Here is a 25,595-nt window from a genome sequence, read left to right on the forward strand (position 1 = left end):
CGGCCTGTAGCAGTGCGACTTTTGAAACGACGTGTGAAACGATAATGCGAGAAGCCATATCAGACCATATCCTCGCCGCCGCTGGCACGCTCTTCTATCGAGAGGGCATCCGGGCTGTCGGCATAGATCGGATCATCGAAGAGGCGAATGTTGCAAAGGCGACGCTCTATCGGCATTTCCCGTCGAAGGATCATCTCGTTGCGGCCTATCTGGAAGCGCGTCATGAGCGCGTGATCTATTCGCTTCAGAAAGTGCTGGATGCGGACATGGCTCCGAAGGAGCAGATCCGGTTGATCTTCGAGCAGCTCCACGAAAAGGCCGACAGCCCAGATTTTCGCGGCTGCGCCTTCGCTCTTGCGGTTGCGGAACATGGCGAATCCGAGCGTGTCGTGGTCGTTGCGCGCGCCCATAAGGCGAAGGTCAGGGACGTGTTTGCCGCTGTTCTTGCAAGAGCCGGCAGCACCGTGGAGATTGCCGCCGCCCATCTTTCGCTCCTCTACGAAGGGGCGTTGGCGACCGTTGCCGTCGGACGCGATCCCAAAGCAGTGCTGATTGCGCGTGACTGTGCGCTCTCCGTCTTCGACACCGCCGCCTCCACCGATCAACCCAACTGAAAGCAGCAGACAATGACAAAGACGATCGATTATTTTTTCAGCATCGGCTCTCCCTGGGCCTTCATCGGTCTTGAACCGTTTGCTGCGCTGGCGAAAGAACAGGGCGCCACGATCCGCCCCCATGTCATTCCGCTGATCGAGGAAAACGGCGGCATTTATTCGCGAAACCGGCCGGAGGCCAGACGCGCCTACTGGATCAGGGATCTGAAGCGCTGGGCGGCATTGCGCGGAAAAGTGCTGAATTTCGACAACCGCGCCGCTCTCTCGGATCCCTCACCGGCCGGACTGATGGTTGCCGCGGCGATAGAAACGGGCGAGGACTGGCTGAAGCTGGCAGCTGCGCTTCAGGAAGCCTTCTGGGTTCGCGGGGAAGACATTGGCAAGGCGGACGTCCGCCGGGCGATTGCGACAGCCGCAGGCTTTGATAGTGCCGCGCTTGATGAGCACGGCCAAAGCGATACGGTTGTGGCATTGCAAAAGGCCAGCTTCGAGGCGGCCAAGACAGCCGGTGTGTTCGGGGTGCCGACCTATCGCTATCAGGATGAGCTCTACTGGGGGCAGGACAGCCTTCCGTTCCTGGAGCGTCATCTCAGAGGTGAAAAGCTCGCCGCCTGAGATCGCCGCCAGAAAGCGGAGACAGTCCCGGCGTTTTGCCGGGCGGGGCGCTTCGCCTTCAATGCAGATTCCCATGGAATTTTCTTATGCCTGACCTCTCACCTCCTCTCATCCAATCGCTGCGGAACCTCCTCGGGGAGCGTCTTTCAACGTCGCTGACACTGCGCGAGCAGCATGGGCGCGGCGAAGCCCATCATGCAGCCGTGTTTCCCGATGCGGTCGCTTTCGCCGAAACCACGTCGGAGGTATCCGAGATCGTGCGGCTATGCGCGGCGGAGGGGGTGCCCGTCATCGCTTTCGGCGCCGGCACTTCGCTTGAGGGGCATTTGACGGCCGTTAATGGCGGGGTCTCGATCGACCTTTCGCGCATGTCGAAGATCGCCCGTATCAGCGGTGACGATCTGGATTGCACGGTTGAGGCCGGTGTCACGCGGGAGCAGTTGAACACATATCTGCGCGACATGGGATTGTTCTTTCCCATCGATCCCGGCGCAAACGCCTCGATTGGCGGCATGGCTGCAACCCGCGCTTCGGGAACCAATGCCGTCCGCTACGGAACGATGCGGGAAAACGTGCTCGGGCTGACCGTGGTGCTGCCGACCGGTCAGATCATCAAAACCGGCGGTCGCGCCAGAAAATCTTCCGCCGGATATGACCTGACGCGGCTGTTCGTGGGCTCGGAAGGAACGCTGGGGATCATCACCGAGGTAACGCTGCGTCTCTACGGAATTCCGGAAACCATCTCGGCCGCTCTCTGCTCTTTCGAGAGCGTCGAACAGGCGGTGGCGGCTGCCATTCAGGTCGTGCAGCTTGGCATCCCGGTCGCTCGCATGGAGCTGATGGACCGTGGCCTGATCAGGGCTGTCAACGCCTATTCCGGGTTGGACCTGAAGATCGAGGATACGTTGGCTTTCGAGTTTCATGGCTCGCCCGCCGGCGTTCAGGAGCAGGTCGACATGGTATCCGCCATTGTGGAGGAACATGGCGGCAAGGATTTCGAGTGGGCCAATGCGCCTGAAGATCGCAACCGTCTCTGGAAAGCGAGGCATAATGCGTTTTATGCCGTCGTATCGCAGAGGCCAAACGCCAAAGGCTGGTCATCGGATGTCTGTGTTCCGGTCTCGCAGCTCAGCAATTGCATATTGAAGACCCGCGAACTTCTGAAAGATTGCAGCGTACCGGCGGCTATCCTCGGCCATGTCGGCGACGGCAATTATCATGTCGTCTTCGCGGTTGATCCCGGCAATGCGGAAGAACTCGGCGAAGTGGCGGCGATCAACAAGAAGATGGTGCGATACGCGCTGTCTGTCGGCGGCACCTCGACCGGCGAACATGGTGTCGGCACCGGGAAGATCGCTTATCTGCGCGAGGAACATGGCGACGCGGTCGATCTGATGGCGCTCATCAAACATGCGGTCGACCCTGCGGGCATCATGAATCCGGGGAAAATCCTGCCGAACTAGAATTGCCACTTTGCAGTCGATGATCGTGAGGCCATGCGATGAATTCCTTCAAAACTCACAGTTCCCACTGGGGGGCATTCTCCGGGCGGCTTGCAAATGGGCGACTTGAGATCGAGCCCCATCCCGGTGATCCGCATCCATCGCCGCTGCTGGGCAATCTTCCGGCGATTGCCGACAGCCCCGTTCGCATCAGACGGCCTGCCGTCCGGCGGGGCTGGCTTGAACGCGAGACCGGCCACGCGCAGCGACGCGGCGCTGACGACTACGTCGAAGTCAGCTGGGCCGAAGCGACGAAGCTGGTCGCGGATGAGCTGAGACGGGTCTATGACCGTCATGGTCCGAGCGCGGTATTCGGCGGCTCCTATGGCTGGTCGAGCGCCGGCCGGTTTCATCATGCACAAAGCCAGATTCACCGCTTCTTGAATGTTCTTGGCGGATATGTCCGGTCCGTCAACACATATAGTTCCGGCGCGGCCATGGTTATAATCCCCCATGTGCTTGGACCGTATGACAGTTTCGACCGCAAGAGCGTGACCTGGGATGCGATCGAACGCAGCAGTGAGCTGGTGCTCGCATTCGGCGGGATGGCAATCAAGAATGCCGATGTCCACGGCGGAGGGATCAGCACGCACACGGTCCGGCAGAAACTGGCCGGCGCGAGGGCTCGCGGTGCGCATTTCACATTCATCAGCCCCTTGGCGGACGATTTTCCCGCTGATGCGGGTGCCGAGTGGCTTCCCATTATTCCGGGTACGGACGTGGCGATGATGCTCGGGCTTGCGCACGTCCTCGTCCCCGAAGAGCTGCACGACCGGGCGTTTCTGGACCGTTATACGGCTGGATATGACCGGTTCGAGAACTATCTTCTTGGCAGGGAGGACGGCCAGCACAAAAGCCCGGAATGGGCGGCCGCGATCTGCAACATCGCCCCGGAGACGATCCGCAAGCTGGCGCGCAGGATGGCCGGTTCGAGAACCCTGATCACGGTCAGCCATTCGCTTCAGCGGGCCGATTATGGCGAACAGCCGGTGTGGATGGGCATCGTCCTTGCCGCCCTGCTCGGCCAGATCGGATTGGACGGCGGCGGATTTTCCTATTCCCTCGGCGCGTTGGGTAATATCGGCAAGAACCTGCTCGCCGTTTCCTTGCCAACGCTGCAGCAATTCAAAAACCCCGTGCCGGACTATATCCCCTGCGCGCGCATCGCCGATATGCTGCTCAATCCCGGTGCCGAGTTCCATTACAACGGGCACACGCTTCACTATCCCGATATCAGGCTTGTCTATTGGGCGGGCGGCAATCCATTTCACCACCACCAGGATATCAACCGGCTGCGGGCCGCTTTCAGGCGTCCCGAAACGATCATCGTCCACGAGTCGGCCTGGACCTCGACGGCGCGACACGCCGATATCGTGCTACCCGCCACGACCACGCTTGAACGTGACGACATCGGCGCCGCCGATCGCGATCCGCTGATGATCGCCATGAAGCGCCTGATCGACCCTGTCGGCGAAGCACGCGACGATTATGAAATATTTGCCGGGATTGCGCGGGAACTTGGCAGGTTCGATGCCTTTACCGAAAACCGCAACAGCAGAGAATGGCTCGCCTTCCTGTACGAGACGACCCGTCAGGCGCTTGCGGCCGGCGGCCACGACGCACCGGACTTTGAGACCTTCTGGAAGCGAGGGGAGCTGCTCCTTCCAGTCAAGCCAGACGACGGTGGCCCGGCGCGCGCTTTCCTTCACGACTCCGGGACGAAGCCGCTGGCGACACCGTCAGGAAAAATCGAAATCTTTTCCGAGACTGTCGAGAGCTTCGGATATGATGACTGCAAAGGTCATCCGCGCTGGTATCCGCCAAGAATGGAGACGCCCGATGATGCCCGCCTCCATCCCCTGCATCTTGTCTGCAATCAGCCATATCAACGTCTGCACAGCCAGCTGGATTATGGCGATTTCAGCCGTTCGACCAAGATCAGGGATCGGGAGCCCGTCCGTATCCATCCGGCCGACGCTTCAGCCCGTGGAATATCTGACGGCGATATCGTCAGGCTTTTTAATGCGCGCGGCAGCTGTCTCGCTGGCGCCGTCATCAGTGAAGACGTCATGCCGGGCGTGATGCAGCTTGCCACCGGCGCATGGTTCGAGCCACAGGATCCCGCAGTGGACAATTCCATCTGCATCCATGGCAATCCCAATATCCTGACCCGCGACATCGGCACTTCGAAACTGTCGCAGGGTTCGACCGGCCAGATCGCCAGGGTGGAGATTGAGCTTTTCACCGGCGACTTGCCGCCCGTCAGGGTTTTCGAAGCCATGACATTTGCGCCGCGTGACAAAGCGTCTTCGTCGCCAGACCGTCATCGACCGCCGGAGCGCGACGGCAATTCAGGGCGTCTGAAACGCCAATCCAAACAGTCGGCAAAATGGCGATAAAATAATTCACTAAATCGATAGAAAAAGAATAACCAGTCTTTCTCCCTCACGCCCGGCTGCTAGTTTATGGGCAAGATAAACACGCAACGAGGGACCGCGTCATGACTGGAATATGTAGAAGCGGGCGCGCTCCTCAGCCAAGCGAACTCCCACGAGCCGCTCGCTAACCCTCGCGACGCCCGACCCGACTGCCCAATGAATTCAAGCATTCTCCCGCTCGGCTGAAAGGCCGACGCGGCAACGGTTTGACATGCCTGCTGCCAATAACGGCCGCCGCATGTGCGTCCGCAGGAGATGCCGAAATTGCAACGAAAAAACTTTGAATTTTTCAGGATCATATCATGACAAGACGTTCTTTCTCATTCTCCCTGTCACGTCGCCGGCTGCTTTTCACGGCCTCTCTGGCAGTCTCCGCCTCGCTGTTTTTATCGACAGCGGCACCTCTGAGCGCACTGGCGGCGGATACGCCGCGCGATGGCGGTGACATCACATTTCTGATCGATTCACTGGGTGACACCTGGATCCCCAACAACAGCGCGATCTCCAGTTTCCAGGGCCACATATGGGGTCATGTCACGGATAAGCTGCTTTACGTCGATGCCGAAGGCAAGGTCAGCCCATGGATCGCCGAACGCTGGGAGCAGAACGACACCGCAACGGAATTCACCCTCCACCTCAAAAGCGGCGTGACTTTCTCGGATGGCGAACCGCTTGATGCGAAGGCCGTCGTCGCCAATCTCGACATCTGGTATGCCGGCCGCAAGAACGAGGGGATCAACCCGATCGGCCTCTTCCCCAAGACCTACGATCACGCCGAAGCCGTTGATGCGACGACGGTCAAGGTTTTCTTCAAGAAGCCGACGCTGGGTTTCATTCCAACGCTTGGCTATCACGGTTCCATCCTGATCTCCCCCAAGAGCATCGCCCAGCCCGCAAGCGCGCAGGCAGATCTCAGCAAGACCGCCGGCAGCGGACCTTACGTGGTGGAGTCGTGGAAAGAGGGCGACCATGTCACCCTCGTCAAGCGCAAGGATTATAATTGGGGCCCAGCCGCCGTCGGCCATACCGGCCCTGCCTATCTCGATACCATCACTTACAAACTTGTATCGGAGCCATCCCTTCGCGTCGCCTCCGTTCAGTCCGGTCAGGCGGACGTCGCCTACAACGCCTCGCCCCAGGAACTGAAATCGCTGAAGGAAGAAGGCTTCACTGTTGCGACCCCGCGTTATCTCGGCTTCGTCAACGGCTGGGCCGTCAACACCAAGCTACAGCCCTATGATGACGTAAAGGTGCGCCAAGCACTCCAGGTAGGCATCAACCGTCAGGAAATCATCGACACCGTCTATACGCAGGACTGGAAGCTTGCGACGTCGTTCATCCAGAGCAACGTCCCCGGCGCTACGGATCACAGCGATCTCCTCGCCTATAACCCGGACAAGTCGCAGAAGCTTCTGGATGAAGCCGGATGGGTCAAGGGCGCGGACGGCGTTCGGGTGAAAGACGGCAAGCCGCTGGAATTGACGATCCATTCCAATCCTTACCTGGCAACTTCGAAATCCGTCGATGAGCTGATTGCCCAGCAGCTCGGCCGGCTCGGATGGAAGGTCAACATCAGGGCTTATGATGTCGTGACCTATGGCGAGAAGGTCAAATTCGGCGGCGCCGCAGTTCCCGCATATGAAGTCACGCGCAGCTTCATCGATGCCGGCACGGTTGCCAGCATCCTGACCAACGCCAACAATGGCGAGAACTGGTTTGCACTCGATGAGCGCGATGCGACGCTCAACGATCTGCGCGACAAAATCGCCGGTGCAGGTTCCGTCGAAGACCGAAAGCCGCTTCTGGACAGCCTGCAGAAATATCTGCTCGAACAGGGCTACTTCATACCGCGCACGCAAATCGTTCAGCGCATTTACGTGCAATCGCCGAAGCTGAAGGGCGAAGTCTATAACGGTGTCGCTTACGCCAGCTATTACACAGCGTTCATTGCCGAATGAGGCGAGCACCCACCGAGTAACGTCAAGGAGGTGACGGCATGAGCAATGCCTACCTAACCTATGCCGCAAAGCGGCTCGGCCAGGCGATCGTCGTCATCCTTCTGGCCTATGTCTTCACCTTCGTGGTCGTCAGCGTTTTGCCTGGCGACCCGATCACCAGCGTTCTGCGCAACCCGCAGAACGGTTTCACCGAGCAGGAGATCGCCGAGATCATTGCTGCACAGGGGCTGGACAGGCCGATCGTCGTGCAGCTCTGGCACTCCCTGTCGGCATTCCTGACGGGCGACCTCGGCATTTCCATGCGCTCCAACCGACCGGTCTCGACACTCATTGCCGAGGTGCTGCCATCGACGCTGGTTTTGGCCTCCGCCGGGCTAACGGTCGCCTTGATCCTCGCCTTTGCGGTTGCCTATGGCACACAGGTCGTGCCGAAGCGTTACGGCCAAGGACTGCTGCGCGCTTTCCCATCTCTGTTCCTGTCGACACCTAATTTCGTCATCGGCCTGTTTCTGATCCACCTCTTCGGTTTTCAGCTCAGGCTGTTCCGCGTCATCGAACCGGACAGCTTCTGGGCCACGCTGTTTGCGGCGATCACCATCGGCATACCGTTTTCCGCACAGATCGCGGAAGTCCTGATTGCCAATCTCGATCATGAGGCCGAGCAGGATTACGCAGCGGTTGCCCGCAGCCGCGGCATCGGGCCGAGACGGCTTTTCGCAACACATCTCCTCAAGCCCGCCTCCTTGCCTGTCGTGACGGTTATCGCTTTGACCGTTGGCGAACTTCTGGGCAACTCGCTGATCACGGAAACCGTATTCGGCCGGACCGGTATCGGCAGTCTCGTACAGCGTTCCGTCAGCACCCAGGACCTGCCGGTCCTGCAGGCGATCGTCTCGTTGGGAGCCGTGGTGTTCGTCATCGTCAACCTCGTCGCCGATCTTCTCTATCCGCTGCTCGATCCACGGGTGAAAATTATCGTTGGCCGAAAACGCCGCCTGTCGACCATCGACGACACGTCGCTTGGCCTTGAAACGGGGGCCAAACCATGAGCCTTATCTCCAGCCCGGTTTCCGTCAGCATTCCGTTGGAGAGACTGAAAGGTCTCAACATAACTGCGACGGTCGCCCTCTCCCTGCTTGTCATTGCCATCGTCGTCGCCTGGTCGGTTGCACCGCAGCTCTTCACAAGTCTGAGCCCGGTCAACGGTGTCCCGGCCAACAAGCTCCTAGCGCCCAGTGTGGCACATTGGTTCGGCACGGATCATCTGGGGCGCGATCTCTACACGCGCGTCGTTTATGGCACCGCGTCCTCGGTATCGAGCGCGCTCGTCGCCGTCGTCATTGGCGTGTTGGTCGGCGGCGTGATCGGTCTGCTCGCTGGATTTTTCGGCGGATGGGTGGATATCGTCTTTGCGCGTTTTGTCGACGTACTGCTGTCCATCCCGAAGTTCCTGCTCGCGGTCATCATCGTCACGGCAATCGGCTTCGAGACGATCAACGCCGCCATTGCGACAGGCATATCGGCGATCGCCTTCTTCGCCCGCGTGGCGCGTTCGGAGGTCATCAAGACCCGCCAGGCGACCTTCGTGGAGGCATCTTTCCTCGCAGGTGGCTCACGCGGATACATCGTGCTGAGACATGTCCTGCCAAACGCATCTCGCTCGATGCTGCCGCTTGCCGTCCTGCAATTCGGCGAGTCCATTCTTGTCATCGCCAGCCTCGCCTTCCTCGGCTACGGCGATCCGCCACCCTCTTCCGACTGGGGCCTGCTGATTTCAATCGGCAAGGACTACCTCAAATGGCCCTGGCTCGTTTATGCGCCCGCGTTCGTTACGATCGTGACCGTCCTCTCTGTCAACAGGATCAGCCGATGGCTTCGCAAATCGCACTGAAAACAGCGCCAATCCTTCCCGAGTTCGTGGCGGCGTCTCCACAACACGCGACGCCCCTCCTCGCGGTGGAAAATCTTGTCGTTGCCTACCGGAGGCAGGAGGTCGTCCATAATGTCGGCTTCGAAATCGGGCGCGGCGAAAGCCTTGCCCTCATCGGGGAATCCGGTTCTGGAAAATCGACAATCGCGAAAGCCGTGCTGCGGCTTCTTCCCAACGGTGCGAACGCCACGGGTCAGGTCGTTTTCGACAGGCAGAACATTCTCGCACTGCCGGAACGGCGCTTCAGGCCGTTTCGGGGCCGTGAAATCGGTTTCGTGCCGCAGGATCCCGGCAACTCTCTCAATCCCGTGAGAACAATCGGCTCGCAGGCGCTGGAGGCCGCGGCGCTGACGGAAGAGGCCAACCCTTCGATCCGCAAGACACTTATTCTCGAAACATTCGCCAAGGTGGGTCTCGACAATCCGCAACGGGTCTACGATTCCTATCCACATCAACTGTCCGGCGGGATGCTGCAGCGCGTGCTGATCGCGCTCGCAATATTGCCGCGTCCTGCCCTGCTGGTGGCGGACGAGCCGACCTCGGCGCTGGACGTAACGATCCAGAAACGCATCCTCGATCTCCTGTCCCGCCTTCGGGATGAGCTGAGCATCAGCCTGCTTCTCATTACCCATGATCTCGCGATAGCGGCAGAGCGGGCAGATAAGCTCGTCGTGCTGAAGAACGGCGTCGTGCAGGAGGCAGGCAAAACGTCTGCCGTTTTTTCCTCCCCTTCCTCTTCCTATGCGAAGAAACTCCATGGGGACGTGCCAGCCCTCAACCCTGACCGCTATGCAAAGTTTCGCGATCCGGGGTTCGGTTTCCTGAAGGGTGATACGTCGCCGAAGATCGCGGTAGAGGGTGTCACCAAACATTTCACCGTGGATGGCAAAACCCTGACGGCGGTGGACAATATTTCATTTACGGTTCCGGCGGGCACGACCCATGCCCTCGTCGGCGAATCCGGCTCCGGCAAGACGACGACGATCCGCCTGCTGCTGGGGCTCGAAGAGCCGGAAAGCGGCACGATCACGGTTGCCGACGAGACCGTCACGAGCAAAAGCCGGGCTTCGCTCCGGTCCGTCTGGCGGCATCTTCAGCTGGTTTACCAGAACCCGTTTACGTCACTCGACCCGACATGGAAGGTGGGGCAGCTTGTTCGTGAACCACTCGACCGGTTCGAGATCGGGACGCCGAAAGAGCGCTCCGAGCGGGTACGGGAAGCTCTCGCGAATGTCGGCTTGAGTGAGCATTTGCTGGAACGCAAACCGTCGGCTCTCTCCGGCGGGCAGCGTCAGCGTGTGGCAATCGCCCGCTCGCTAGTCCTCAAACCGGATGTGATCGTGCTGGACGAACCCACATCCGCTCTTGATGTCAGCGTTCAGGCTGACATCGTCGAGGTTCTGCTGTCGCTGCAGGCCAAGCTCGGCCTGACCTATGTTTTCGTTTCGCATGACCTCGCCCTGGTCCGGCAACTTGCGCACAGCGTTTCGGTGATGCAGAGGGGACGCATCGTTGAGCATGGAGCCGTCAACGAGATTTTCGGCAATCCGAGACACGAATATACCGCGTCGCTGCTGAACTCCATCCCGTCGGGCATTGCCGGGACGGTTCGCGTTCCCGCGGTCCGGCACACTCTGCGGAAGGAGCAACTCGCATGAATATTGCAGCAGCTTCCCGCGACCTTCCCGCGTTGTTTCGACCGAAACGGCGGCTTGGCTTCAATACGCGGGTGTCGTTCAACGACGATGACGGTCCGGCACAGGGGTTGCGGCAGGGCATAGAATTGTTCAAGCAGGCGGAAAGGCTGGGTTATCAGTCAGGCTGGGCCTATCAGCGTCACTTCGACCATTATCTTTCTTCCCCGTTACCTTTCTTTGCGGCAGTCGGTCAGCATACGCGGCACATCACACTTGGCTCCGCCGTCATCCCGATGCGTTATCAGGACCCGATCCTATTGGCCGAGGCGGCGGGAACGACCGACCTATTGATCGACGGCCGGCTTGAGCTCGCCATTTCGACCGGAGCCAACGGCGCCTTCGATGCCGTTTTCGGAACCGTCGATACCGATGCCCGGACAGAGGCAAAACGGCGCCAGTCGCGCTTCCTCGCCGCCATTGCCGGCGATGTTCTGCACACTGTTACCGAGCGAGACATTGGCGCGCCTGCGGGAGCCGAGTTACGGGTAACGCCACATAGCCCCACCCTGCGCAGCCGTATCCGCCAGGGCTCCGCCAGCCTCGATTCAGCGATACAGGCCGCCGAACTCGGGATTGGCCTGATTTCAGGAACCGTCCTTCACGATCAGGCCGAAGGCGAAACTTTCGGTCAATATCAGGCGCGGATTATCGATGCCTATCGCACCCACTGGCTGCGCATCTGGAAAACGACGCCGCCGCCGGTCGCCGTTGCGGCTTCCGTTCTGGTCGGCACCACCCCGGAGCTGAGAGAGAAATACGCGGCCTACGATCTTGAGCGCCGCACGGCGGGAATTGCCGCCTCACGCCCGAAGGGTGCGCTGGCTCCTGCCGGCCAGCCGGTTGGCGCGCTGATTTCTCCGGTCTTTCAAGGCACACCGGATGCGGTCATAGAGGCGGTGTTGAGCGACCCGGGACTGGCAGCCGCAGATGAACTCGTCCTGTTTCTGCCTCCCGCTTTCGGATTGCCCGAAAACATAAGATTGCTCACCGATCTTGCGACAACGGTTGCCCCCTCTCTGGGGTGGAAACCCGCTTCCGATCAGCAAGGGCCGGAACAGGCGGCAATGCAGGGTTCTAGACCGCCAGCATAGTAAGGCAATATTTTCTATATTTTCCATAGAAATAGAAAGACCTGTCTTCCTCATATGGCATGCCGGCTTTAGCCTCTACCCGACACCCAGAAACACCAAGGAGCTCCCATGGCTGCGGAATTCATCAGCGTCAGCTTTCCCAACGCGTCCAATGATCTGAACCCCATCCCGGATGCTCCGGTCGATCCGCTTTTCCTGGAACGTTATGCGCGTGCGCTGGACGATTACGGGTTCAACTACACGCTCATCCCCTATTCCTCTTCCTCATTCGATCCCTTCACATTGGGCGCAACGGTGCTTGCGCATACGAAGAACATCAAGATCATCGTCGCACTCCGGCCCAACACCGTTTATCCGACGGTTGCGGCCAAATCTCTCGCCACGCTCGACCAGTTGAGCGGTGGCCGCGTCGTCGTCCACTTCATCGCGGGCGGAAGCGATGACGAGCAGGCGCGCGAGGGAGATTTCCTCAACAAGGAAGAGCGTTACGAGCGGCAGGAAGAATATATCCGCATACTTCGTCTTGCCTGGAGTTCGACCGAACCCTTCGATTTCGACGGCAAATATTACCAGTTCAAGCAGTTTCGCAGTGCTGTGCGTCCCACCAACGGCCTGATCCCGATTTCGCTCGGCGGTTCGTCGGATGCCGCCTATCGTATCGGCGGCTCGCTGTGCGACATTTTCGGCCTATGGGGTGAACCACTCGCTGAAACCAAGCAGCAGATTGACCGCATCTACGCCGAAGCAGCAAAAGCGGGTCGGACCGATCGCCCGCGCATCTGGGTTACCTTCCGACCGATCGTGGCTGAAACGGATGAGCTGGCCTGGGATAAGGCGCACAGGGTTCTCGACCGTCTGAACGAGAACCGTCAGAAGGGTCTTTCCCGCGCGCCGGTCAACGCAACACCACCCGCCAATATCGGCTCCCAGCGCCTGCTCGATATCGCCAAACGCGGCGATGTCCATGACCGCGCACTGTGGTATCCGACGGTCACCGCGACCAATGCAAGCGGCGCAACAACCGCTCTGGTCGGATCGCCGCGCACCATCGCGGACTCCATTCTCGACTATATCGATCTCGGTGCCGATCTGATTTCGATCCGTGGATATGACAATTATAACGATGCCGTCGACTACGGGCGATACATCCTGCCCCTCGTCCGCGAGGGCATTCGCGAACGCGAAGAGGCAAAGAAGAAGGCAGCCGCCTGATCACGGCGGTCCGGCCACGCCGTCGGACCCATCCACCTCTTCTTCCCGGGATCATCCACGCCCGCAACGGATGATCCCGCCCGCCGACCTTCAGAAAGCCGTTACCGCATGTCCTACGATCCCACCGCACTTGACGCCGCCGTGCGCGCCGTTTCCGAAGCCGCACCGGATGCGGATCAGACCGGTCAGTTTCCCTGGACCGGTATTCGCGCCGTTCATCAGGCTGGACTTCTCGAAAGCACCGTGGCCACGCGTTACGGTGGCCCGGAAGGAACCTTGAGCACCGCGGCCCATATTCTGGCGGCGCTGGGACGCGGCGATCCCTCTGTGGCGCTCATCAGCGCGATGACGATCTTCACGCATCTGGGACAGGCGGCGAAGGACCATTGGCCCGACGGGCTTTACAGGGACCTTCTTTCCAGGGCCAAACACCAGCCGCTGCTGCTGAACGCCGCCCGTGTGGAACCCGAGCTCGGCTCGCCGGCCCGTGGCGGATTGCCGGCCACGCGTGCGCACCGGACGGCGAATGGCTGGTCGATCACGGGCCGCAAGCGCTTCGTGACGGGCGCGCACGGCCTCACGCACTTCCTCGTCTGGGCGCACACCGACGAGGCTCAGGCTCGCGTCGGCACCTTCGTCGTGCCCAACGGCCTGCCCGGCATCAAGATCATAGAGAACTGGAAGAGCCTCGGAATGCGGGCGACCGGTTCGCACGATGTCGAATATACCGACGTTGAAATTCCGGCAGAAAATGTGCTGGAACTCGTTGATCCCTCCGTTGCCCAGCAGGATAATCGCGGCCATGCGGCGATGACGCTTGCGCTGACCGCAATCTATCTGGGTGCGGCTGAGGCCGCCCAGGAAGCGTTCATTCGCTTCGCCCATGAACGCGTGCCCGCCAATCTCGGCCACCCCATTGCGCGGACAGAACGTTTCGTTACGCTTTCGGGCGAGATCGACCTTTTGGTCTCCGGCGCCCGGCAGATCATCTTTGGCGCGCTCGCAAACCATATCGGCGATGCAGAACACCTGATAAGGGCCCGGCTTCTCGCCGGCAGGCAAATCCGCGAGGCCGTCCAGATAGCCGTTCGCGCCATCGGCAATCCCGGCCTCAACGCCGATCTTGGCCTTGAGCGGCATTTCCGCGATATCCAGTCGGTTCTCGTCCATGCTCCCCAGGAGGACACCTCGGTCGCCATTCTCGGACGCGCCGCCTTTGACCGCTGGAAAACGAGCGAGAATGACCGGTCGGCGCCCAACCTGTCGATCCTGAAGACGGCTTGAAACGCGGTAACAAACCGCCTTTCATTCAAATCACGACGTCCAGCATATCGTTGCTTTTAGCCTCCATTGCGAATGGCGGGTTGAGATGCCGTCCGGCAAAGGGTATCAGGTGCCACTCCCAGGCGGAGCTTCCGCAAGCAACAAGGCGCATCCTGACATGATCCCGGACTTCCTCGTCACCCATTCCGGTGGCTTCCATGCCGACGAACTGCTGTCGAGCGTCGTGCTGACCCGGCTTTTCCCGCAGGCACGCCTGATCCGCAGCAGGGCGCCCGAATGGATCGCACCCGGCGCAGACCGCATCGTCTATGACGTCGGCGGTGTTTATGACGCGGCAAAGGGCGCCTTTGATCACCACCAGCGCGGTGCACCGTTGCGGGAGGACGGTCAGCCCTATAGTTCGTTCGGACTGATCTGGAAGCATTTCGGCCGCGATTATCTTGCCGCCTTCGGCGTTCCTGAAGACCATATCGAAACCATTCACGCCTCTTTCGATGCCAGCTTCGTGCTGCCGGTCGATCTGGTCGACAATGGCGCGCTCAGCCCCTCCACCGCAGGGGCACTCGCCGGGCTGACCCTGCCCGTCCTGCTCGAAACTCTGAAACCTGTTTTCGACGAGACAGATCCCGAAGCGGACAATCGCAGTTTCCACGCCGCGCTGGCCATCGCCCGCAGCTTCGTGGAGGCAAAGATTGCCAACAGCGCGGCGAAATTGCGGGCTGAAGCGCTCGTGAGCCGGGCTATCGTGGATGCCGGCGACGGACATATTCTGGAACTGCCGATGGGAATGCCGTTTCGGCCCGCCATCAAGAAGGCGGGCGCCGACCATCTGCTCTTCGTCGTTCATCCACGCAACAACGACTGGTGCCTGACCGGCATCCGCCGCGCGGACGAAGGCTTTGAACTGCGGGCGGATCTGCCGGCGGCCTGGGCCGGCCTGACGGACAAAGATCTGGAAGCGGTTTGCGGCATCGAAGGCGCGAGCTTCTGCCACAACGGCCGATTTGTCGCGGCGGCCAGAACCCGCGATGCCGCACTGGCCATGGCGGAGCTGGCGGTAAAAGAGGCGACCGCAGCCAAATAGTGACATGGCAGCCGACCGTGCGGGGGCCTGTATCTTGCTACTTAAACGGATTTGAACAGACGGCCGGTGTTCAGATGGGCTTCGCCTGGTGATCTGCTGGCAGGTGCAATCACGCATTTGGGCCGGCAGCGGGAAGCGAAATTAAGCTCGGATGCGGGTTTTGATCCCGCCCATACCCAGTTCTCGGTACGTCTCAGGAAATTCGCCGGCGCGCGCCCTTGAGCGTCAGGCCGCCATGGTTATCCTGCCTGAATTATGGCGGTCACACACGTATTGAGGAGTACGCGGCCGCTCTCGGGGAGGATATCATGAAGTTTCTGTTGGCCGTTTCGCGCGCCATCGATGCCGCCAATTCAGCCATTGGCAAAGGCATTTCCTGGCTGCTTCTCGCGGCCATTTTCATCAGCGCCATCAATGCCGCCATGCGCAAGGCGTTTTCGATGAGCTCCAACGCCTGGCTTGAATCGCAGTGGTATTTGTTTTCCGCCGTGTTTCTGATCGCCGCCGCCTACACGCTTCTTAACAACGAGCACGTGAAGGTCGATCTGGTCTACGGAAATCTTCCGCGCAAAGGGCAGCTGTGGGTCGACATTCTCGGGACCATTTTCTTTCTCATGCCCTTCTGCCTCATCACGGTCTATCTCTCCTGGCCGGTGTTTCTGCAGAAGCTCGCTTCCGGTGAGGTTTCAAACAACACGGGCGGCCTCATTCAATGGCCCGTCTGGGCGCTGATACCGATTGGCTTCAGCCTTCTCGCCATTCAGGGCGTTTCGGAACTCATCAAGCGTGTCGCGATCCTGCGCGGCGATATCCCCGATCCCGTTGCAGAGGCTGACGCCGCGGCGGCAATGCTCTGATCGAAGGAAAAAACAATAATGGCATTCATTGCGGAAAATCTCGCGCCCATCATGTTTGCGGCGCTCATCATCGTGCTGTTGCTCGGTTATCCCGTGGCCTTCGCGCTAGCCTTTGTCGGCTTTTTCTTCGGCTTCATCGGGATCGAACTCGGCCTGCTGCCGGCGACGCTGTTCCAGGCCATTCCCGATCGCATATTCGGCCAGATGTCGAACGAAACGCTGCTGGCGATACCGTTCTTCACCTTCATGGGGCTCATTCTTGAAAAGAGCGGCATGGCGGAGGATTTGCTGGACACGATCGGCCAGCTGTTTGGACCGGTTCGCGGCGGCATTGCGTTTGCCGTGATCTTCGTCGGGGCAATTCTGGCCGCCACCACCGGCGTCGTCGCCGCCTCGGTTATCTCGATGGGCCTCATCTCGCTTCCCATCATGTTGCGCTATGGTTATGACCGCAAGGTCGCCGCCGGCACGATCGCGGCTTCCGGCACGCTGGCGCAGATCATCCCGCCCAGCCTCGTGTTGATCGTGCTGGCCGACCAGCTCGGCCGTTCGGTGGGCGACATGTACAAGGGCGCGCTCGTTCCGGGTCTCATGCTCGTGGCGGCCTATGCGCTTTATATCATCGTGACCTCGATCATCAGCCCCACGAAAGTCCCGGCCCTGCCGCTGGAGGCGCGGACCCTGCGCGGCACCAAGCTGCTGCTCAAGGTCATCACCTCGCTGGTGCCGCCGCTCGTATTGATATTCCTCGTGCTCGGCACGATCTTCCTCGGGATCGCCACCCCCACGGAAGGCGGGGCCATGGGTGCCGTCGGGGCGCTTGCCCTTGCGCTTGCCAACCGCAAGCTCAATTTCGGCCTGATCCAGCAGTCGCTGCATGCCACGGCAAAGCTGTCGTCCTTCGTGCTGCTCATCCTGCTCGGCGCGCGCGTCTTTTCCCTGACCTTCTATGGCGTGAACGGCCACGTCTGGGTCGAGCATCTGATGACATCAATCCCGGGCGGCGAGATCGGCTTCCTGATCGTCGCCAACCTGCTGGTCTTTTTCCTGGCCTTCTTCCTCGATTATTTCGAGCTGGCCTTCATCATCATCCCGCTGCTGGCGCCGGTCGCCGATGCGCTTGGCATCGACCTGATCTGGTTTGGCGTGATGCTGGCGGTCAACATGCAGACGTCGTTCATGCACCCGCCCTTCGGTTTTTCGCTGTTCTTCCTGCGGTCCGTCGCACCGACGCGCGCCTATAAGGACCGGATCACGGGACAGACCATCCAGCCGGTCACCTCGTCCCAGATATATCTGGGCGCCATCCCCTATCTGTTCATTCAGCTGACGATGGTCGTCATCATCATCGCCTTCCCCGGCATCGTGATGCACTACAAGTCAGGCGCCAAGCAGGTCGATCCTTCCGCCGTCCATATCAATGTACCGATGCCCGGCGCAGGCACGGACGCCGACCCCTTCGCCAATCCTTTCCTGGCGCCCGGCAACAGCGCACCGAGCTTCGGAAAGCCGGCCACCCCCTGACAATCGGCCGGGCGCAAGAGCGCCCGCCGCAACAAAAATCGCTGACGTTCAATAGGAGGAGGTAATCTATGAAGGTCAACCCAGGTCGCAGACAACTCTTGTCGGGCGGCGTACTTGCAGGGGCGGCTGCGGCTGCTTCGGCACTTGCGACACCCGCCATAGCCCAGTCTTTGCCGACCGTTCGCTGGCGTCTCACGTCCGGCTTCCCGAACAATCTGGACACGATCTATGGCGGCGCCGTCGTCATGGCCAATGCATTGAAGGCCATTACGGGCGGCAAGTTCGAAATCCAGGTCTTTCAGGCCGGTGAAATCGTTCCCGGCGCCCAGGCCATCGACGCCGTAAAAGCCAATACCGTCGAGATTTCCCATACCTGCGGCTACTATTTCACCGGGAAAGATCCGACATTCGCCATCGGTTCGACCATCCCCTTCGGCCTGAACGCCCGCCAGCAGAACGCATGGCTCTATCATGGCGGCGGCAACGAGGCTTACAACGAATTCCTTTCCGACTACGGCGTCATCGGCATTCCCGGTGGAGCGACGGGCGCCCAGATGGGCGGCTGGTATCGCAAGGAGATCAAGAGCATCGAGGATATCAAGGGCCTCAAGATGCGTATTGCCGGCGTCGCCGGACAGGTGCTCGCCAAGCTTGGCGCGGTGCCGCAGCAGCTTCCGGGTGGCGACATCTATCCGGCGCTGGAGCGGGGCACCATTGATGCCGCGGAATGGGTCGGCCCCTATGACGACGAAAAGCTCGGCTTCTACCAGATCGCGCCTTATTACTATTATCCCGCGTTCTGGGAAGGTGGGCTGACGATCCACTTCTTCGTCAACAAGGACCAATATGCAGCACTGCCTGATGAATATAAGGCAGCGCTCGACACCGCCTGCAAGGCCGCTAACATCAACATGCAGGCGCTGTACGACGTCAAGAACAAGGATGCGATCCGCTCGCTGGTTTCCAAGGGCACGCAGCTTCGCCCGCTGCCCCGCGATGTGCTCGACGCCGCCTACAAGGCGACCTTCGAGCTTTATGACGAGTACACGCAGAAGCATCCCGCATGGGCCAAGATCTATCCGGGCTGGAAGAAGTTCCGCGACGAAAGCTTCGAATGGTTCCGCGTCGCCGAATATACCTATGACAGCTACGGCTATGCCATGCAGACGGCCGGCAAATAAGCCGACATAGACTTTACCGAGGCCCCTGGATGGCGACATTCCGGGGCCTCAAGCCCTTAGCGGCTATTCTTTGATAAGCCCGTTATCGATCGCATAGCGGATGAGACCGGCGGTCGTCGCTATATCCAGTTTCCTCTTGATATTCTTGCGGTGGGTTTCCATCGTGCGCTCGGCGATGTCGAGCGCCAGGGCAGCATCGCGATTGCTCTTTCCGCGCGCGATCAGCAGCAGAACCTCCTGCTCGCGTGTCGTCAGCGCCTTCAGCCTGCCGGAAGACCTCTCCATCAGCACATCGCGAACGCCAGAGGAAAAATAGGTGCCGCCGGCAGCCACGGTTTCGATTGCGGCGACTATTTCTTCGGTCGCCACATCCTTCAGAATGTAACCGGCCGCACCATACATGACCGAGGTCGATATATATTCCCGGCTGTCATGCATCGACAGCATCAGCACCCGGGCGGAAAGCTGCTTTTCCTTGAACAGCTCCAGGGCATCGATGCCATTGATCTGCGGCATGTTGATATCCATCAGCACCACATCGGGCCGCGTGGCGACAGCCGCGTCGATACCGGCCATGGCGGACACCGCGGTTCCAACGACTGCGAGATGCTCGTAAGTCTCGAGGACGGCCCTCAACCCATCCAGAACCAGAGGATGGTTGTCGATCAACAACACACGGATCGGATGAACGGTCACTCGGCGGCCTCCTGTAAGCCGCTATTGCGATCCTTCATGGCGGTGATGGGCAACACCGCCCGCAGAACAGTTCCCCTGGCGGAGCTTTCGACATCCAGCCTGCCCCCGAAATGCGTCATGCGTTCCTGCATGTTTCTCAAACCGAGCCCCTTGCTTGCCGGCATCCCGTTCTCTGTCCGAACGGCCGGAAAGCCGCGGCCATTGTCGCTGACATCCATCTGGACCCGTTCGTCGCGGCTGGAAAACCGGATGGCGACCTGCGTCGCGCCGGCATGGCGCTCGATATTGGTCAGCGCCTCCTGTGCGACACGGTAAAGCGCAACGCGTGCCTCCGGGACAAGCATATGCTTGAAGGCCACGGATTCAAGCGTCGCCGCAATTCCCGTGCGTTCGGAAAAACTCGAGATGAGGGATTCCAGAGCCGCCGTCAGCCCCAGATCGTCGAGGACGCGCGGGCGAAGATCATGCGAGATGCGGCGGACTTCCTTGATCGCTTCGTTCAGCGCAATGGCGCCTTTGCCGATTGCCTCGACAGCGCCGACATTATCCGGCGTGACCTTGCGCCGCGCAAGATCGATCGCAAAACGCACGCCGACGAGATTTTGGGAAATGCCGTCATGCAGCTCCCGGGCAATGCGCAGACGCTCCTCCTCCTGGGTATCGATGATCCTTTGCATCAATTCCTTGAGCCGGCCATCCGCCAGCCGCTGCTGGCGCAGATTGAGCAGCATGCAGGTGGCAAACACCAGCAATACGGCGGGAACCGCAAACAGGGCGACGATCAGGAAGTTCCAGGTGATTGAATGCCGCAACTCCTCCTTCGCCGCCGCCGTCGTCGCAAAAACGTCGTCGAGGTAAACGCCGGTACCGATCATCCAGCGCCATTTGTCGAGGCCGGCCGCAAAGGAAAGCTTGTCGGCCATTTTTTTGGTGGAAGGTTTTTCCCACTTGTACTGGACCAGCCCTCCCCCCTTTTTCGCCTCGACGATCAGATCGTAGATCACCCGGTTGCCATCGGGATCATGGAGATCCAGCCAGTTATTCCCCGGCCGGAAATTCTGTCGCGGATGGACCACGTTCAGCCCGTCATAGTCATAGACGAAGAAATAGCCGTCAGTGCCGTAGTCGAGACCGGTCAGGATGCGCTTGACCTCTTCCTTCGCGGCCTCGTCATCAGGCCCTGCCCTGTCATAGACCGAGCGGATCGCCGAAAGGGCAAGATTGGTGAGGTTGAGGAGTTCAGCCTCCTTTGCAGCGAGCATGTTGCGTTCGAACGCATCGATGCTCGTGCGCGCCAGCGTCATAGACTGCCACGTAATCAGCGCTGTGATGACGATAATCGCAAGAACGAGAGGCCCGATGGCCAATGCGAGAATCTGGCTCCTGAGTTTCATGCGTCCCCTCCGACACATTCATCTTGCATTGTTCCGACAAAGTCCCGCTGCGTCGGAAGAGAATGGGGCAATGGCGGAACGCTGAGCACCCCATGTGATGTGTGTATGTGTTTTGCTTACCTATGTCAGGTTTCTCGCCGTAAACCAGAAAGAAATTCTGCGAAGTCTACAGCGATGCGACGAAGATATTGGTACGAATTTGACTCGGGGTCCGGCTCCTCCCCCCCAAGCCCAGTAGTAGATATGGCCCCTGTCTCTTCCACTCAGCGAGATGACAATGCGGTCGTGGTTGGCAACCAACGCGATTGGCAGGAGATTGCGCGGCAACAATTGGCTCAGCGATATCTGCTCATATTCGGATGCATAGCTGGAATTATCATCGGATTCGACGGGGAAGAACTCGGTTATCCAGCCGGCAACTTTGTGGTCCAGTGTTTCGAACATCACATTCTCGTTTGGAATGAGATCATTGAGCAATGCTTCCCGTAACCGGGGAGGCAATTCCAGTGCGAACTGGCGTTCGAATTCCTGGATTACTTTCTCCATTTCCGTCTCGCTCCCGGATGCTGCGGTAGGCGCATAAAATGTCAGCCTAACATAACAATCGCAGAGTTCTGCCAATAGCCATTTTATCGCTAGTCCCAGAAGACCACGAGCATCGATTCACCTGCACAGAACAACCTTTATGGCTGCTGGCGCGCGCGGTTACGGATTGTCGGCGACCCTGTCCGTCAGGCCTGATCCAGGGCAAGGGTCAGGTCGGCGACAAGATCGTCGGGATGTTCGATGCCGATTGACAGCCGGATCGTGGAATCCAGCACACCGATGCGCTGGCGAACATCGGCAGGAACTCCCGAATGCGTCATCGTTGCGGGGTGAGAGGCAAGAGACTCCGTGCCGCCGAGGCTTACCGCGAGTTTGAATATGTTGAGCGCATTGAGGAATTTGAAAGAGGCTGCCTGCCCGCCGACGATGTCGAACGAGAAGGTCGATCCCGCGCCGGAGCATTGAGCGGCGAATACCCTGCCAACCGCGGATGCCGGATCGCTGAACGGCAGGTAATGGATTTTCTCGACCTTGGGATGCGCGTTCAGGAATTCCGCCACGACCCTGGCGTTGCTGTCCGCCCGCTCCATCCGGATCTGCAGCGTCTCAAGGGAACGTCCGAGCATCCAGCACGAATGCGGATCGAGCTGCGTGCCGATTGCTCCACGCAACGCCTTCACCTGTTTCATGACATCCTTCCGGCCGAGCGCTGCCCCGGCAATGAGGTCGGAATGCCCGCCAACATATTTCGTCAGCGAATAGAGCGAGATGTCCGCACCGTATTCGATGGGCCGCTGGAACACCGGGCCGAGAAGCGTATTATCGCAGGCGATGATCGGCCTGTGCCCCTGCCTTTCGCCGATCACGTCGGCGACCCGGCTCATCATCGAAATGTCGACAATGCTGTTTGTCGGATTGGCGGGGGTCTCGGTGAGGATGACGGAGACCCTGCCTTTCGCCATCGCCTCCTCTGCGGCAGCCATCACCGAGGTCTCGCTGACACCATCGGCGAACCCCACTGCCGAGACGCCGAAATTATGGAAGGTCTTGGCCAGCAGCGTCTCCGTGCCGCCATACAGCGGCTGGGAATGGAGCACGGTGTCACCGGGCCGGACGAAGGCGAAAAGTGTCGTCGAAATGGCGGACATGCCCGAGGAGAACAGCGCACAGCTCTCGGTGCGCTCATAAACGGCAAGACGATCCTCGACGATTTCGCTGTTCGGATGGTTGAAGCGCGAATAGACGAGGCCGGCGCCCCTGCCCTCCGGCGGCTCCTTGCGGCCGGAGACATAGTCGAAGAAGTCGCGCCCGTCTTCCGCCGATTTGAAAACGAAGGTCGATGTCAGGAACACGGGAGGCTTTACGGCGCCCTCCGACAATTCCGGATCATAACCGTAATTGAGCATCTGGGTTTCAGGATGGAGAGCGTGGTTGCCGATATGGGTTTTGGACGGATGCGGCGCGGTCATTTCCGATGATCCCTCAGCTGGCGTTGAACTACCTGCAGGTTACACGCAGTGAAACCAAAATACCTTGCATTCTGAAGCGTCGAGTTGTCTCATGAAGCAATATATTGCGGAGAAGGGTCATTTATGTCGCAAAAAATTGCGGACCCGATCGACAGGCGGATACTCAAGGAATTGTCTGCCGATGCGCGGATCACGAACAACGAACTGGCCGAGCGGGTCGGACTGTCGGCATCGGCGTGCCTGCGGCGGCTTCGACGCCTGGAAGAGATGGGCGCCATCAAAGGGTACTCCGCGATCATCAATCCGGCAATCGAGGGATGGACCATGACCGCGCTTGCGTCCGTCCGCCTCAGCCGCCAGCACGATGACGAAATCCGGATGTTCGAGGCGGCCGTGCTTGACTGGGACGAGGTTCTCGAATGTCATCTGGTCACGGGTCCGAGGGACTACATGCTTAAGGTCATGTGCGGTGGGCTGGAGGATTACGAGCGTTTCATCAAGGACAAGATTGCAAAGCTGAAATGCGTCGAGACCATCGAGACCAGCTTCGTCATGAACACGATCAAGGCGCGGCGCATCTGAGCGTCACGGCCACGGCGGCAATCCGCTTTCTCATCCGGCTCCCGCAACGCTCGGCATTGCAGGGTTCTAGAGGTGCCTGGGCGGCGCATGCATGTTCCGGCCCGCCGCCCATCGGCGCTAATCGTTCCCGATTGCTTCAAGCCAGATGCTGACGGCGACCGCTCCCGCATCGGGATGTCCTATAGCCCGCTCGCCAAGATAGCTTGCGCGCCCGAGCCGCGGCTTCATCGACGTCGTCGCCTCGGCGCCTGCGATGCCTGCCGCCGCGGCGGATCGCCAGGCCACGTCGGCCGAAGCTCCGGCTGCGAGCTTGTCCCGGAACGTTTCCGCGGCCGGATGAAGCGCATCTATCATCGTACGATCCCCCGGTTTCGCGCCGCCGAGTTCCGAGACGGCGAGAACGGCAGCCACGAACGCTTCCGCCATCTGTTGGGCCGTCGGCTTTTCGATCCCGGCAAGATGGCGCGAAGCGCGCATCAGGCCCGTGGCGTAAAAGGGGCCCGAGCTTCCGCCGATTGCCTTCCGCATCGCATTTGCCATCGCCATCAAACCACCGGACACATCTGCGAAGCTCTCCCCGGGCAGCGCCGATATTGCTTCGGCGCCTCGCACCATGCTTGTTCCAAGGTCACCGTCGCCCGTGACACTGTCCAGCTGCGTCAGTATGGGCTCTGCGGCGATCAGGGCTCGGGCGATCCGCTCCGCCGCGGAACGCAGTCGTTCACCGGCGGCTGTTATCCTGATTTCCGCAGTCACGCTCTTCTTAACACCTGCCGAAGGCAAGACGCGGTTGCGGTTCACCGCACCGCCGCGCGGCCATGCGCCGGCATCGGTTGGCGCATCGATGAGGTTGACCATTGCATCGTCCACATGCATGACCGACAGGGAAAAGCCGGGCATGTCGAGGGCGGAGAGGAAGGTACCGGCCCATGCCCGTTCGACCATGACGCCTTTTGCTTCCAGGCGCGCGACGGCGGATCGCGCCACGACCGCAAGTTCCATTGGCGGCGTCGATCCCAGTCCGTTGACCAGAAGCGCAACCCGGTCCCCGCTCTTCAGCCTGCCATCGGCTTCGATCGTCTCGAGGACCAGCTTCACGAGCTCGTCCGCCGATGCGATGGACATCCGCCGGACACCCTGCTCGCCATGGATGCCGAGCCCGACTTCGATTTCAGCGTCGCCAAGGGCGAAGCCCGGCTTGCCGACGGCAGGGAGCGTGCAGGACCCCAGCGATATTCCCATGGAGGCCAATTTTCCGGCAGCTTCCCGGGCGATGCGGGCCACCTCTTGAAGGGGAAGTCCCTGCTCCGCGGCCGCGCCGGCGAGCTTATGCACAAGCACTGTGCCCGCAATACCCCGGCGGCGATCGTCGGGAACTGTGTCCTTCAACGCAACGTCATCGGCGACGACCACGATCTCGACCGGAATGCCCTCAGCCCGCGCCAGTTCGGCCGCCAATCCGAAATTCAGCCGATCGCCCGTGTAGTTCTTGACGATAACCAGAGCGCCGGCGGGTCCGGCCGCAGCCCTGATGCCCGCAAGAACCGCATCGGTGCTCGGCGAGGTGAAGACATCGCCTGCCACCGCAACGGTGAGCATGCCCGCGCCGACATAACCCGCATGGGCCGGCTCATGGCCGCTGCCCCCGCCCGACAGGACCGCCACCCTGCGCTTTTCCGGGTCCAGAAGGCCAGACCGGATAACGACATTCTCATCCGCAAGCAGGACGGTTGCAGGGCTGAGGGCCACCACGCCTTCGAGCATGTCCCGCACAACGGTAGCTGGATCGTTGATGAGTTTCTTCATGCCTTGCTCCTCGATGCAGTTCGTCGACCGGCGGGAACGCGCACGTGCCCTGTTGACCGTGAACAAGCACGATCTCCAGGTCAATTTCAAGTTCCAGCTATTCGAACTCGCGGCA

General features: G+C 60.2%; 21 protein-coding genes. 16 read left to right on the forward strand and 5 right to left on the reverse strand.

The genetic code is table 11. The features are described 5' to 3' along the window. Positions 1–44: 44 nt before the first annotated feature. From EM858_RS12960 to EM858_RS13035, 15 genes are all read left to right on the forward strand, one after another. On the forward strand, positions 45–614 hold the full coding sequence (locus EM858_RS12960; RefSeq protein ID WP_080820244.1) for a TetR/AcrR family transcriptional regulator: 570 nt from the start codon (positions 45–47) through the stop codon (positions 612–614). Positions 615–626: 12 nt separating this feature from the next. Further along, on the forward strand, positions 627–1,229 hold the full coding sequence (locus EM858_RS12965) for a DsbA family protein (protein ID WP_080820242.1): 603 nt from the start codon (positions 627–629) through the stop codon (positions 1,227–1,229). Between the two features lie 86 nt (positions 1,230–1,315). After that, positions 1,316–2,692 carry an FAD-linked oxidase C-terminal domain-containing protein gene (locus EM858_RS12970; RefSeq protein ID WP_080820240.1) on the forward strand — a complete coding sequence of 459 codons (1,377 nt, stop codon included), beginning with the start codon at positions 1,316–1,318 and terminating at the stop codon, positions 2,690–2,692. Between the two features lie 38 nt (positions 2,693–2,730). Continuing rightward, positions 2,731–5,130 carry a molybdopterin guanine dinucleotide-containing S/N-oxide reductase gene (locus tag EM858_RS12975; RefSeq protein WP_245482994.1) on the forward strand — a complete coding sequence of 800 codons (2,400 nt, stop codon included), beginning with the start codon at positions 2,731–2,733 and terminating at the stop codon, positions 5,128–5,130. A gap of 341 nt (positions 5,131–5,471) precedes the next feature. Continuing rightward, on the forward strand, positions 5,472–7,127 hold the full coding sequence (locus EM858_RS12985) for an ABC transporter substrate-binding protein (RefSeq protein WP_080820238.1): 1,656 nt from the start codon (positions 5,472–5,474) through the stop codon (positions 7,125–7,127). A gap of 38 nt (positions 7,128–7,165) precedes the next feature. After that, entirely contained in the window at positions 7,166–8,176 is a 1,011-nt protein-coding gene (locus EM858_RS12990; RefSeq protein ID WP_080820236.1) for an ABC transporter permease, read from the forward strand. Continuing rightward, the gene (locus EM858_RS12995; RefSeq protein ID WP_080820235.1) at positions 8,173–9,018 is read left to right on the forward strand and encodes an ABC transporter permease; all 846 of its coding nucleotides are present in this window, start codon (positions 8,173–8,175) and stop codon (positions 9,016–9,018) included. The genes EM858_RS12990 and EM858_RS12995 overlap by 4 nt, the downstream gene beginning before the upstream one ends. Next, complete coding sequence (locus tag EM858_RS13000; protein WP_080820233.1) at positions 8,997–10,715, forward strand: ABC transporter ATP-binding protein; 1,719 nt, start codon at positions 8,997–8,999, stop codon at positions 10,713–10,715. The genes EM858_RS12995 and EM858_RS13000 overlap by 22 nt, the downstream gene beginning before the upstream one ends. Continuing rightward, on the forward strand, positions 10,712–11,845 hold the full coding sequence (locus EM858_RS13005; protein WP_080820232.1) for an LLM class flavin-dependent oxidoreductase: 1,134 nt from the start codon (positions 10,712–10,714) through the stop codon (positions 11,843–11,845). The genes EM858_RS13000 and EM858_RS13005 overlap by 4 nt, the downstream gene beginning before the upstream one ends. A 108-nt stretch (positions 11,846–11,953) precedes the next feature. Next, positions 11,954–13,057, forward strand: coding sequence for an LLM class flavin-dependent oxidoreductase (locus EM858_RS13010; protein WP_080820230.1), 1,104 nt, complete (start codon positions 11,954–11,956; stop codon positions 13,055–13,057). 108 nt (positions 13,058–13,165) lie between these two features. Beyond that, positions 13,166–14,341 (forward strand): acyl-CoA dehydrogenase family protein, encoded by a 1,176-nt coding sequence (locus EM858_RS13015; protein WP_080820228.1) that lies wholly within the window; start codon positions 13,166–13,168, stop codon positions 14,339–14,341. Positions 14,342–14,498: 157 nt separating this feature from the next. Further along, entirely contained in the window at positions 14,499–15,425 is a 927-nt protein-coding gene (locus EM858_RS13020) for an MYG1 family protein (RefSeq protein WP_080820227.1), read from the forward strand. A 308-nt stretch (positions 15,426–15,733) separates the two neighbouring features. Further along, positions 15,734–16,282: a TRAP transporter small permease subunit gene (locus EM858_RS13025; protein WP_080820225.1), complete on the forward strand. Its 549-nt coding sequence runs from the start codon at positions 15,734–15,736 to the stop codon at positions 16,280–16,282. A 15-nt stretch (positions 16,283–16,297) separates the two neighbouring features. After that, positions 16,298–17,806 (forward strand): TRAP transporter large permease subunit, encoded by a 1,509-nt coding sequence (locus tag EM858_RS13030; protein ID WP_049832270.1) that lies wholly within the window; start codon positions 16,298–16,300, stop codon positions 17,804–17,806. A 68-nt stretch (positions 17,807–17,874) separates the two neighbouring features. Continuing rightward, complete coding sequence (locus EM858_RS13035) at positions 17,875–18,987, forward strand: TRAP transporter substrate-binding protein (RefSeq protein WP_020809088.1); 1,113 nt, start codon at positions 17,875–17,877, stop codon at positions 18,985–18,987. Positions 18,988–19,050: 63 nt separating this feature from the next. On the opposite strand, the gene EM858_RS13040 is transcribed toward EM858_RS13035, so the two are convergent. From EM858_RS13040 to EM858_RS13055, 4 genes are all read right to left on the reverse strand, one after another. Next, positions 19,051–19,683, reverse strand: coding sequence for a response regulator transcription factor (locus EM858_RS13040; RefSeq protein ID WP_080820223.1), 633 nt, complete (start codon positions 19,681–19,683; stop codon positions 19,051–19,053). Further along, positions 19,680–21,077: a cache domain-containing protein gene (locus EM858_RS13045; protein ID WP_020809086.1), complete on the reverse strand. Its 1,398-nt coding sequence runs from the start codon at positions 21,075–21,077 to the stop codon at positions 19,680–19,682. The genes EM858_RS13040 and EM858_RS13045 overlap by 4 nt, the downstream gene beginning before the upstream one ends. A 120-nt stretch (positions 21,078–21,197) precedes the next feature. After that, the gene (locus EM858_RS13050) at positions 21,198–21,623 is read right to left on the reverse strand and encodes an SMI1/KNR4 family protein (RefSeq protein ID WP_080820219.1); all 426 of its coding nucleotides are present in this window, start codon (positions 21,621–21,623) and stop codon (positions 21,198–21,200) included. A 185-nt stretch (positions 21,624–21,808) separates the two neighbouring features. After that, the gene (locus EM858_RS13055; RefSeq protein ID WP_080820217.1) at positions 21,809–23,092 is read right to left on the reverse strand and encodes a cystathionine gamma-synthase family protein; all 1,284 of its coding nucleotides are present in this window, start codon (positions 23,090–23,092) and stop codon (positions 21,809–21,811) included. A 123-nt stretch (positions 23,093–23,215) separates the two neighbouring features. On the opposite strand from EM858_RS13055, the gene EM858_RS13060 reads away from it, so the two are divergent. Continuing rightward, positions 23,216–23,674 (forward strand): Lrp/AsnC family transcriptional regulator, encoded by a 459-nt coding sequence (locus EM858_RS13060; protein WP_003521846.1) that lies wholly within the window; start codon positions 23,216–23,218, stop codon positions 23,672–23,674. 117 nt (positions 23,675–23,791) lie between these two features. Here EM858_RS13060 and EM858_RS13065 read toward each other — a convergent pair whose 3' ends face one another. After that, on the reverse strand, positions 23,792–25,480 hold the full coding sequence (locus EM858_RS13065) for a dihydroxyacetone kinase family protein (RefSeq protein ID WP_080820215.1): 1,689 nt from the start codon (positions 25,478–25,480) through the stop codon (positions 23,792–23,794). Positions 25,481–25,595 lie beyond the last annotated feature (115 nt).

It is taken from the genome of Agrobacterium sp. CNPSo 2736, from assembly GCF_004005385.1.
GTDB classification, from domain to species: Bacteria; Pseudomonadota; Alphaproteobacteria; order Rhizobiales; family Rhizobiaceae; genus Agrobacterium; species Agrobacterium leguminum.

What these genes read in the sequence shown, in the direction of transcription:
- EM858_RS12960 (WP_080820244.1), top strand. Translation starts at nt 45, where the DNA reads ATGCGAGAAGCCATATCAGACCATATCCTCGCCGCCGCTGGCACGCTC.
- EM858_RS12965 (WP_080820242.1), top strand. Translation starts at nt 627, where the DNA reads ATGACAAAGACGATCGATTATTTTTTCAGCATCGGCTCTCCCTGGGCC.
- EM858_RS12970 (WP_080820240.1), top strand. Translation starts at nt 1,316, where the DNA reads ATGCCTGACCTCTCACCTCCTCTCATCCAATCGCTGCGGAACCTCCTC.
- EM858_RS12975 (WP_245482994.1), top strand. Translation starts at nt 2,731, where the DNA reads ATGAATTCCTTCAAAACTCACAGTTCCCACTGGGGGGCATTCTCCGGG.
- EM858_RS12985 (WP_080820238.1), top strand. Translation starts at nt 5,472, where the DNA reads ATGACAAGACGTTCTTTCTCATTCTCCCTGTCACGTCGCCGGCTGCTT.
- EM858_RS12990 (WP_080820236.1), top strand. Translation starts at nt 7,166, where the DNA reads ATGAGCAATGCCTACCTAACCTATGCCGCAAAGCGGCTCGGCCAGGCG.
- EM858_RS12995 (WP_080820235.1), top strand. Translation starts at nt 8,173, where the DNA reads ATGAGCCTTATCTCCAGCCCGGTTTCCGTCAGCATTCCGTTGGAGAGA.
- EM858_RS13000 (WP_080820233.1), top strand. Translation starts at nt 8,997, where the DNA reads ATGGCTTCGCAAATCGCACTGAAAACAGCGCCAATCCTTCCCGAGTTC.
- EM858_RS13005 (WP_080820232.1), top strand. Translation starts at nt 10,712, where the DNA reads ATGAATATTGCAGCAGCTTCCCGCGACCTTCCCGCGTTGTTTCGACCG.
- EM858_RS13010 (WP_080820230.1), top strand. Translation starts at nt 11,954, where the DNA reads ATGGCTGCGGAATTCATCAGCGTCAGCTTTCCCAACGCGTCCAATGAT.
- EM858_RS13015 (WP_080820228.1), top strand. Translation starts at nt 13,166, where the DNA reads ATGTCCTACGATCCCACCGCACTTGACGCCGCCGTGCGCGCCGTTTCC.
- EM858_RS13020 (WP_080820227.1), top strand. Translation starts at nt 14,499, where the DNA reads ATGATCCCGGACTTCCTCGTCACCCATTCCGGTGGCTTCCATGCCGAC.
- EM858_RS13025 (WP_080820225.1), top strand. Translation starts at nt 15,734, where the DNA reads ATGAAGTTTCTGTTGGCCGTTTCGCGCGCCATCGATGCCGCCAATTCA.
- EM858_RS13035 (WP_020809088.1), top strand. Translation starts at nt 17,875, where the DNA reads ATGAAGGTCAACCCAGGTCGCAGACAACTCTTGTCGGGCGGCGTACTT.
- EM858_RS13045 (WP_020809086.1), bottom strand. Translation starts at nt 21,077, where the DNA reads ATGAAACTCAGGAGCCAGATTCTCGCATTGGCCATCGGGCCTCTCGTT.
- EM858_RS13050 (WP_080820219.1), bottom strand. Translation starts at nt 21,623, where the DNA reads ATGGAGAAAGTAATCCAGGAATTCGAACGCCAGTTCGCACTGGAATTG.
- EM858_RS13055 (WP_080820217.1), bottom strand. Translation starts at nt 23,092, where the DNA reads ATGACCGCGCCGCATCCGTCCAAAACCCATATCGGCAACCACGCTCTC.
- EM858_RS13060 (WP_003521846.1), top strand. Translation starts at nt 23,216, where the DNA reads ATGTCGCAAAAAATTGCGGACCCGATCGACAGGCGGATACTCAAGGAA.
- EM858_RS13065 (WP_080820215.1), bottom strand. Translation starts at nt 25,480, where the DNA reads ATGAAGAAACTCATCAACGATCCAGCTACCGTTGTGCGGGACATGCTC.